Origin of the sequence: Longibacter salinarum (assembly GCF_002554795.1) — a bacterium.
Classification (GTDB): Bacteria; Bacteroidota; Rhodothermia; order Rhodothermales; family Salinibacteraceae; genus Longibacter; species Longibacter salinarum.
Window position 1 is genome coordinate 508164 of the sequence record NZ_PDEQ01000003.1, and the last position, 10209, is coordinate 518372.

Consider the following 10209-nt stretch of genomic DNA (forward strand, 5'->3'; position numbering starts at 1 on the left):
CGCGAACGTGGATGCGCCCCTATCGAGTTGACGGCAATCTAAACGACATTATCGGGGTCGCGTGAGTTCAATCGCACCATGAAACAGTGAAATCCGAGATGAAGGCCATCATTTACTGGTCCGCGATACCACGCTCGCCACTTTCATCGTTACTGAGACGACCATGCTTTAGTCGGAAGGGATCTACCGTCTGAAAATTGCATTTACCATCCAGCCGAGACGTGGTGTGCATCCCGATCACGGCGTTTCGGTCCTCTCTTTTCTTTCCCGTCGATGATTTCGCGATGCGCCGGCTGTTTGCTCTGATTTTTGCGCTGTCCTGCCTGTTCGTCATGGCCGGATGCAGCGACACGTCGTTCGTCGGTAAACGTGTTGACAACTTTACGGCATACTACAACACCTATTATAATGCCGAGAAGTCGTTCGAGGAGGGCGTCGAAGCGGTCCAGGACCGCCGCAGGTCCGAGCCGGTCGATATAACCGTGTACCTGCCGCTTTTTCTCGAGGCGCAGAACGGGAACGCAGAGGCATTTGAGACGGCCATCGAGAAGAGTGCCGATGTTTTGCGCGAGCACCCGAATTCCAAGTGGGTGGATGAGTCGTTGATGCTGATTGGGAAGTCATATTATTTCCAGCAGAACTACGTCGGCGCAGAGCAGAAATTTCGAGAGGTTCAGGACCTGGGAGGAGAACTGGAAGAGCAGGCGCGTTTCTGGCTCGTGCGGACCCTGGTTGCCGCCGATCGCCCGGAGGAAGCGGAACGCGTATCGGCGTCGCTTCTGACGGAAGAGGGTCAGGCCCTGGGCACGTGGACCGCCCGTACGTGGCTGTCTCGTGGGGATGCCTTTGTCCGACAGGGGCGATGGAATGATGCTGCAGAGGCGCTGACGACGGGGTTGAGCGGTGATCTTCCTCGACGACTACGAGCACGCGGGGCGTTCCTGCTCGGACAGGTTCGGGAAACGCTCGGTGATCCGTCGGGTGCGCGGTCGGCTTACGATCGATCCGTCGATGCTGCGAATGCATATGAGCTCGTGTATGCCGCTCGCCTGAGCTCCATTCGTGTGCAGGGATTGAACGGAGAGCCGGCTCGCGCACTGGACCGCCTGGAGGAGATGGAGGAGGACGACAAGAACTTCGAGCGTCTCGCCGCACTTCGCGTCCTACGGGCCCGGTTGCTCGATGCGCAGGGGAAAGCAGCAGATGCGAAGTCCGTACTCCAGGACGTTCTATATGAACCGCCACCTGCGCAGGGTGTCACCCAGGGTCGTGCGCATTATGCACTCGGCTCGTTGTATCGAGATGCGTACGACGACTTTTCGCGGGCAGCTGCTCACTTTGACACGGCTGCAACCTCTCTCCGTCAGCCAAGCAGCACATCCGAGTCGCTTCTGTTGACGCCGATGGCGATTACGAACAGTGAGTCGTTGGGCCGCCGGTTTCGCACAATTGCCCAACGCGCCTCGGCAGTTGCGCGAATGGATTCGTTACTTAGGCTCGGAGATATGTCGCGGGAGGAGCTTCGCGCCGAGCTTGAGGAAATTCAGGCCCAGCAGGCTGAGCAACGTCGCGCGGAGCGTGAACGCGAAAATCAGCGTGCAGCGGCTCGCCAGTTTTCGAATCGAAACGTCGTAAACCAGCGGAGTCAGTCGTCCCAGCAGCTCGCCGCATCGACCGGTAGCACCTTTCTTTTCCACGAGAATCCGACGCGCGTTCAGGAGGGGAGGCGGATGTTCGAACGGCAGTGGGGCCCGAGGCCGCGCGTGGATAACTGGCGTCGGAGCGCTGCGATCGAGCAACGCCAGGATTCGCAGGCGCCCGACCCAGATGCGAGAAACGACGGGGAGGCGGAGGCGGAAGCGATCGCGGATTCACCGACCGATCCTCCAGCCGGTGCTACGCCGATGCTCGATGTCGGCGAGATCCCGCGTACGGAAGCCGACCGGAAAGCCATGCGGGCAGACCGCGCAGTGGCCCAGTATGAGCTTGCGACCGCCCTTTTCCTCAATGCCGAGCGGCCCGATTCGGCTGCGACGTGGTATCGCCGGATCATCGAGGAGGATGCGCAATCATCGGTGGCGCAGCGGGCTCTATACGCGCTTGCAGAGGTGCGCACCGCAGAGGGTCGCCCCGAGGATGCACGGCGACTCTATCAGCAGGTGATCGAGGAATACCCGAACTCAGTCTTTGCCCAACGAGCGCGTCAGCGTCTCGGTCGCGCCGAGGTGGAAGTTGCCGACACAACCGCTGTTGCGGAAGCGGCGTACGCGAAGGCGTTCCGCGCGTGGCAGGACGGAGAGCGGGCGCGGGCGCAAGTCGAAATGGCACGTGTGGCACAAGATCACGACTCGTCAACGGTCGCTCCGCGCGCTATACTCGCGCTCGCGTCGATTGCGATCGACGACCTGCGCGGTCAGGAGTCGGTTGAGCCGGATTCCGTGGTGATGGCATTCCTGCGCAGTGACGTCGTGGATTCCAATATCGTAAAGAGCGGGCGGGATCGTCTGCGGGGCGCGATCGAGGAAAGCAAACCAGACACCGTGGCGTCCACACCGACAACCAGCTCGGGAGGGCCGACGCGTGGAGTGCCGTCCAGAGGGCGTGCACCCGGTCAGGCAGGGCCGCCGAGCGATTCGACCGTTCAGGGAGGTCGTCGTGTGCCGGATCCCGGTCGCACGTATCCACCCGCGGACTCTGTCGATACCGAACGGAGCGATCGCTCCGTCCCACCGGACTCAATGGTGAATATCGATCTGCTGAGGGAGCAGATGAACGCAGACAGCGTGGAGGTCGACACATCCGAGTCCACGGTACACGGAGGGGAGCGAGTTGAACTGGAACCGGACACGTCATCCATATCGCAACCAGATTCCGTGTCGGTGCGGGACACCATGGCCGTGCCCGATACGACAACACGTTCGGTTGTTGACTCGACCGCACGGGCCTACCGACCGATTGTGGATGTGTTGGCCTACCTTATCGAACGCTACCCGAACTCCAAGGAAGCGTCCAGAGCGGAGAAGCTGGGTGTCGCGCTGGCGACGCGCTTTAACGTGTTGCCCGATGAGCCGTCCACGAGGGCGGAAGATGCTGAAGAAGACGCGCCCGATGCCCCAAACGCCCGATCTCAGTCTCGCTCACAGCCAGCCAATCGCATGGAGCGATCGGTGCGACGCGACGTACGGCCTGACTCGTCACGCACGGATACGACGGGTTCACGGCTTGAGCGACGACAAGTGCGGTCTTCACCGTACGATGATGAACCCGATCGTGCGGACGCCGAGATCTTTCGATACGATGCGCGGCGTGATTCGAGTCGGGGCAGAGATACGACCGGGGCACCGTCTCCCGCACCGGTCGATTCGACGGACGCGTACGATTGACAGCACGTACGATGTCCTCCTTGCGTCTTCGATCGTCAAGGCTAGAGTCGCGGCCGCGCAGGTTGAGCCCTGATGCGGCCTGTCGATACGAATCACGGGCATAGCTACGTTTTCCAGGAACGCCCGATGTCTGCGAAACCCGTCAATTCCCTGCCTGCGTCCGTTGACAGCAGGAACTAAGGTGTGATAGACCTGGTTCGGTTCGGGCGCCGGGCGATACGTGCCGTTACGGACATGTCCCCGGTTTTTTACCGCATTTACCGATTGAAATCTTCTTTTTATGGCGCAGCCCGAGCGGAATCGAAACACACCGCGCCCTTCATCTTCAGACGACGGCTCGTCCAAGAATTCTGATCGCGGGCCTCGCTTCGCGTTGTGGATATACCTCGCCATTTTTCTGGCGCTGGTCGTTCACCTTTTCATTTACATGGGCGGCTCTGATGCCACGACGGTTGAGTATAGCCAGTTTCTCGATTACGTCGAACGTGGGTACGTTGAGCGCGTGGAGGTCGTCAATGATACGCGCATTCGTGGCACCTACGCTGAATCTGCCGTAAAGGAAGGTAAGGTCGAGGTGCCGTCGGGCGACGAAGGTCTGGTGTTAACGGACGGTGCGAGCGGGGAGGAGAAGCGCCGGTTCACGACGACGAAGCCGGATGATCACGAACTTACGCAGTTTCTCCGAGACTACAACGCGTCTGCTCGCGAAGCCGGTACCGAACCGGTTGCCTTCACGGCTGCGCAGGAGGAGGACTGGCTCGGCGGCGTCCTGATGTGGTTGATTCCCATCGGTCTGTTCGTTGCAATTTGGATTCTGTTCATGCGGCGCATGGGCCCCGGGTCTCAGGTTCTCAATATCGGGAAAAACAAAGCAAAGCTGTTCGATGCGTCCGAGGATCACAACGTCACCTTCGACGATGTCGCTGGATTGCAGGAAGCGAAGGAAGAGGTAATGGAGGTGGTCGACTTCCTGAAGAACCCCGAGAAGTTTACTCGGCTCGGCGGAAAACTACCGAAGGGGGTTCTGCTCGTGGGGCCGCCGGGTACGGGGAAAACGTTGATGGCGAAAGCCGTGGCCGGCGAGGCTGGCGTCCCGTTCTTTAGTATCTCGGGTTCGGACTTCGTCGAGATGTTCGTCGGTGTGGGCGCCTCCCGCGTACGCGATCTGTTTAAGAATGCCAAAGAGAAGGCGCCCTGTATCATCTTCATTGATGAAATGGACGCCATCGGTCGCTCGCGCGGCCGCAACTCCATGGTTGGCGGCAACGATGAGCGGGAGAATACGCTCAACCAGCTTCTCGTTGAGATGGATGGATTCGATTCCGACGCCGGCGTGATTATCATGGCGGCGACGAACCGACCGGACGTACTCGACTCGGCCTTGCTCCGTCCGGGTCGATTTGATCGGCAGATCATGGTTGATAAACCCGACCGGAACGCCCGGGAGCAGATCTTTGGGGTGCATGTCCGGAATCTCCTTCTTGGAGACGACGTGGACCTCGAAGTTCTCGCGGGACAGACGCCTGGATTTGCCGGCGCGGAGATAGCGAACGTCTGCAACGAGGCGGCCCTCCTCGCGGCCCGGAAGGACAAGGACGCGATTGAGATGAGTGACTTCGAGCAGGCGATTGATCGCGTCATTGCGGGTCTTGAGAAGAAGAACAAGATCATCTCGCCTGAAGAACGGGAGGTAATTGCGTTCCACGAGTCCGGGCACGCGATTGTCGGCTGGTTCCTCGAGAATACCGACCCCGTTGTCAAAGTCTCGATCGTACCGCGTGGTCTGTCTGCGCTCGGGTACGCCCAGTATCTCCCGGAAGAGCGGTATCTCTATTCCCGGGAGGCCCTGATTGATCGAATGACGATGGCGATTGGGGGCCGCGTTGCGGAAGAGATCGTGTTCGGCCGGATTACGACGGGAGCGCAGAACGACCTCGAGCGAATTACAAAGATGGCCTATGCTATGGTCGTCGACTACGGCATGAGTGAGGCCGTGGGACAGGTGAGTTTCAACATGAGTCAGCGCGAAGACTCACCCATGTTCGACAAACCATATAGCGAGTCGACGGCGGAGAAGATCGACGAGGAAGTGCGATCGATTATCGAGGAAGTACGCGAGAATGCGCGCCGACTGCTGATGCGGAAGCGCAGCAAGCTCGACGAGATGGCGCAGGCGCTTCTAGATCGGGAGGTTCTCGGCCCCGCGGAGTTGGTGGAGATCCTCGGCGAGCGCCCGCACGGCGAGTACGTAACCGTAAAGGGCGGCATCTCAACGTCGGACGGGTCCAGCGATGGCGGCGTCCCCGAAGTTCAGGCTGGCGCATCCATCCGCCAAAAGCAGGCGGATGATGCCGACCGCCCACGAGGCACGTCGGATGCCGACGGGGAAGCTGTGGGAGGTTCCAGTGAATCCAACTCCACTTCACATTCGGGCGAAACCAAGCGCAGCGAGGGGACGTAGACCCCAACCTGCAAACGAAACGGAAGCCTGCGAGGCAGGAGGCGGCGCTCAAGCGACGCCAACCCACCGACAAAAACTTCCGTCCTTTTGCAGTCCGGACGCCTGATGCTGGAGAGCATGTTGAGTGGTTCGCTTTTGCGACCGCGGCTCTCTTCGGCCCGGATCTGACGAAGAAGGCGAGTGATGCTCGCCTTTTTTTGTGCTTCAGCCTGAAAGGGCAATTGGTTTACCGGTATATATCGGTATAACGAATGGGCACCGGCTTCACGGCGTCTTCAGCCCCGAAATTATTGATTTGGTTGTCTCTTTACAGTCCGAGGCGAACCGATACGGGGGTGATCCTTTTATTCAAAAGCTGTACGGAGAGGTCAACGGCGCCTTCGCCACAAGCGGAGTCGTCAGTGGGCTATCCGCGAACTACGACACTCAAACGACGCGATCACCGTGCCGACGATACAGCAGCTGATCCGCAAAGGACGCAAGTCGAAGACCAAGAAAAGCACCTCGCCGGCGCTGGGTGATAGCCCGCAACGGCGCGGCGTATGTACCCGCGTGTACACCACGACGCCGAAGAAGCCGAACTCCGCCCTCCGCAAGGTTGCGCGTGTCCGGCTGACGAACGGCAACGAGGTGACCGCCTATATCCCAGGAGAGGGCCACAACCTGCAGGAGCACTCCATTGTGCTCGTGCGTGGTGGTCGAGTAAAAGACCTTCCGGGTGTGAAATACCACATTGTTCGTGGCGCGCTCGACGCCGCTGGTGTGGAAGATCGCCGGCAGGGTCGTTCGAAGTACGGAACGAAGAAGCCGCGCAGCTAAGCGCGCTGTATTCTCGCACTGTGCGGTGCGGGTGCAGGCCGTTCGGCGGAACCGTCCGTTGACCCTCGCGCCCGGCCCTTCTTCGGGGAGCCGCTCGTCTCGCACGCCCCTCGGGGTTTGGCGACCCACCGCGCAGCGCCCACATTATCTGTACCCCGCACGCTGGGGTGGGACACCTACTCCGGGCGTGCCTCACGATTGCCAACGACCACGTAGAACTTATGGCTAGAGACAAGGCAGCCAAAAAGCGCACCACGACGCCGGACCCCGTGTACCGGGACGAACTCGTTTCCCGGTTTGTGAACTCGATCATGCGCGATGGAAAGAAGAGTACCGCGCAGCGCATCATCTACGATGCGTTTGATGTGATAGAGGAGCGTACGGGTGAGCAGGGCATCGAGATCTTCAAGAAGGCCGTTAACAACGTTGCTCCCCTCGTGGAGGTGCGAAGCCGCCGCGTAGGTGGTGCGACGTATCAGGTGCCGATTGAAGTTCGCCCTGACCGTCGCGTGACCCTCGCGTTCCGTTGGATTATCCAGTATGCTCGGGCCCGCAAGGAGAAGAGCATGGTTAATCGTCTCGCAAGCGAGCTGCAGAGCGCAGCGAACGGCGAGGGCGGAGCGGTGAAGAAGAAGGATGACACGCACCGCATGGCCGAGTCCAACAAAGCATTCGCGCACTTCCGGTTCTAGCCTGGACGGCGCCCACAACCCCTTCGCACGTCGCTGGTCTGGTGATGCGCAGACGACCGGGTCTGCACATCCTGCTTCGCCTTCTCGAAGCGCCCCGATCGGTATAACCCACGGCATCCATCCCGGTGTGAGCGTGCCTGCGTTCGGTCCTCCCAAGGAGGAGGCCGCGCCCGGCACCCCAGCACTCATTACACAGGCAGCATATTATGGCTACCAGCAAAAACGAGAGCTTCCCGCTCGACAAGACGCGCAACATCGGCATCATGGCGCACATTGATGCCGGGAAAACCACGACGACTGAGCGTATCCTGTTCTATACCGGACGTCTGCACCGCATGGGCGAAGTCCACGACGGTGCAGCAACGATGGACTGGATGGAGCAGGAGAAGGAGCGTGGCATCACGATTACGTCGGCGGCCACGACCTGCTACTGGGACGATCACCGCATCAACATCATCGATACGCCCGGACACGTCGACTTCACCGTTGAGGTGGAGCGCTCGCTCCGCGTGCTCGATGGTGCGGTTGCCCTCTTTTGCGCCGTTGGTGGCGTGGAGCCCCAGTCGGAAACGGTCTGGCGCCAGGCCGATCGCTACGGCGTGCCGCGCATCGCGTTCGTCAACAAGATGGACCGTACCGGCGCCGACTTCGAGAAGGTTGTCGGTATGATGCAGGATCGCCTGAGCGCGAATCCGGTTCCGGTTCAGTATCCGATCGGCGCGGGCGACATGTTCCGTGGTGTGATCGACCTGATCGAGAACAAGGCCATCATCTGGGACGAGGAGGAAGGCATGACGTGGGATGTCATCGACATTCCCGAAGACCTCAAGCCCGTTGCCAAGAAGTGGCGCATCAATCTGCTGGAGAGCGTCGCGGAGTACGACGATGAGCTCCTGATGAAGTACCTCGAAGGCGACGAGATCGAGGCGTCTGAGCTCGAAGCTGTGATCCGCGAGGCCACCATCGCCCGCGACATCACGCCGGTCTTCGCCGGAACCGCGCTCAAGAACAAGGGCGTGCAGCGCCTGCTTGACGGCGTTATCAAGTATCTCCCGAGCCCCGACGACGTGCCGCCGGTGGAAGGACACCACCCGCAGGACGAAGACGAGAAGATCGTTCGGGCGCCGAACGAAGACGATCCCTTCAGCGCCGTGGCCTTTAAGATTGCCACGGACCCGTACGTCGGTAAGCTGACGTTCGTCCGCTGCTACAGCGGAACGCTCGAGTCTGGTTCGAAGGTCTACAACGCGACCTCCGACGAGATGGAGCGTGTCGGTCGTCTCATGTTCATGCACTCGAACGACCGTGAGGACATCGACATGATCCGCGCCGGCGACATCGCCGCGGTGGTCGGTCCGAAGAACCTCAAGACGGGGGACACGATTTGTGACCCGGATAACCCGGTCATCCTCGAGTCGATGGACTTCCCCGAGCCGGTCATCCGCATTGCGATCGAGCCGAAAACGAAGGCCGACCGCGACAAGCTGACGACCGGACTCGTGAAGCTCGCCGAAGAGGACCCGACGTTTAACGTGTCCACCGATGAGGAGACCGGCCAGACGCTGATCGCCGGCATGGGTGAGCTCCACCTCGAGATTATTGTGGACCGCCTCAAGCGCGAGTTCAAAGTGGAGGCCAACGTGGGTAAACCGCAGGTTGCCTACCGCGAAGCCATCACCAAGTCGGTCGACGAGCACTACACGCTCAAGAAGCAGACGGGTGGTCGCGGTCAGTTCGCCGAGATCTACATGGAAGTCAGCCCGAACGAAGAGGGCACCGGCTTCGAATTTGAAGACGAGATCGTCGGTGGTGCCATCCCGAAGGAGTTCATTCCGTCGGTGAAGAAAGGCATCCAGAGTTCGCTTGATCAGGGTCCGCTCGCCGGCTACCCGATCGAGGGAATCAAGGTCCGCCTGTACGATGGCGACTACCACGACGTTGACTCCGATCAGAACTCCTTTGAGATCGCCGGCCGCCTGGGCTTCCGCGACGCCGCCCGCCGCGCCAAGCCGGTTCTCATGGAGCCGATCATGGCCGTGGAGGTTATCACGCCTGATGAGTACATGGGCGACGTGATCGGTGACTTGAACAGCCGCCGTGGGCAGATTGGCAAGATGGGCCAGCGCAATGATGCGCAGGTCATCAACGCCAAGGTGCCTCTCAGCGAGATGTTCGGTTACTCGACCGACCTTCGCTCCATCACGCAGGGCCGCGCACTGTACACGATGCAGTTCGAAACGTACGAGCCGGTCCCGTCGAACATCGCGAAGGAAATCACGGACGAAGACGCCGTGGGAGCCGCTGCGTAACCGACCCCGCGCCGGGGTGTCTCACTGAGCGCACAGCGCACGAGGCACCCCGGTCGGCTTTCGGCTGCTCGACGGGTGGCGCGTTACGACGCACACGCCCCGCAGCCAACCAAGATTTGTAGTATCACATTACACTCCGAGTTTTTCACGACACACGCTAGACGCTATGGCGAAGCAGGCATTTGACCGAAGCAAGCCGCACGTCAACATTGGAACGATTGGGCACGTTGACCACGGGAAGACGACGCTCACGGCGGCGATCACGATTACGCTAGCCCGACGCGGCTTCACCGAAAAGGAGACGGCCTTCGACCAGATTGACAAGGCCCCCGAGGAGAAGGAGCGCGGCATCACGATCGCGACCTCGCACGTCGAGTACGAGACGGCCAACCGGCACTACGCTCACGTGGACTGCCCGGGCCACGCCGACTACGTCAAGAACATGGTGACGGGCGCGGCGCAGATGGACGGCGCCATTCTCGTGGTCGCCTCCACCGACGGCCCGATGCCGCAGACGCGCGAGCACATCCTGCTTGCCCGTCAGG

6 protein-coding genes are annotated in these 10209 nt (G+C 60.6%); all 6 read left to right on the plus strand.

Annotated features, from left to right (window positions below; translation table 11 throughout):
• The first annotated feature begins 224 nt into the window (after positions 1–224).
• Positions 225–3383: a type IX secretion system periplasmic lipoprotein PorW/SprE gene (porW, locus tag CRI94_RS08430; RefSeq protein WP_143815344.1), complete on the plus strand. Its 3159-nt coding sequence runs from the start codon at positions 225–227 to the stop codon at positions 3381–3383.
• A 280-nt stretch (positions 3384–3663) separates the two neighbouring features.
• On the plus strand, positions 3664–5844 hold the full coding sequence (ftsH, locus tag CRI94_RS08435) for an ATP-dependent zinc metalloprotease FtsH (protein WP_098075222.1): 2181 nt from the start codon (positions 3664–3666) through the stop codon (positions 5842–5844).
• A 444-nt stretch (positions 5845–6288) separates the two neighbouring features.
• Complete coding sequence (gene rpsL / locus CRI94_RS08440) at positions 6289–6663, plus strand: 30S ribosomal protein S12 (protein ID WP_098075223.1); 375 nt, start codon at positions 6289–6291, stop codon at positions 6661–6663.
• Between the two features lie 221 nt (positions 6664–6884).
• Positions 6885–7355, plus strand: a complete 471-nt coding sequence (gene rpsG / locus CRI94_RS08445) for a 30S ribosomal protein S7 (RefSeq protein ID WP_098075224.1) — start codon at positions 6885–6887, stop codon at positions 7353–7355.
• A gap of 206 nt (positions 7356–7561) precedes the next feature.
• Positions 7562–9664, plus strand: a complete 2103-nt coding sequence (gene fusA / locus CRI94_RS08450) for an elongation factor G (protein WP_098075225.1) — start codon at positions 7562–7564, stop codon at positions 9662–9664.
• Positions 9665–9830: 166 nt separating this feature from the next.
• Positions 9831–10209 (plus strand): GTP-binding protein (locus CRI94_RS08455; protein WP_179862217.1); only part of this gene is annotated, 379 nt, incomplete at its 3' end.

What these genes read in the sequence shown, in the direction of transcription:
- ftsH (WP_098075222.1), top strand. Translation starts at nt 3,664, where the DNA reads ATGGCGCAGCCCGAGCGGAATCGAAACACACCGCGCCCTTCATCTTCA.
- rpsG (WP_098075224.1), top strand. Translation starts at nt 6,885, where the DNA reads ATGGCTAGAGACAAGGCAGCCAAAAAGCGCACCACGACGCCGGACCCC.
- fusA (WP_098075225.1), top strand. Translation starts at nt 7,562, where the DNA reads ATGGCTACCAGCAAAAACGAGAGCTTCCCGCTCGACAAGACGCGCAAC.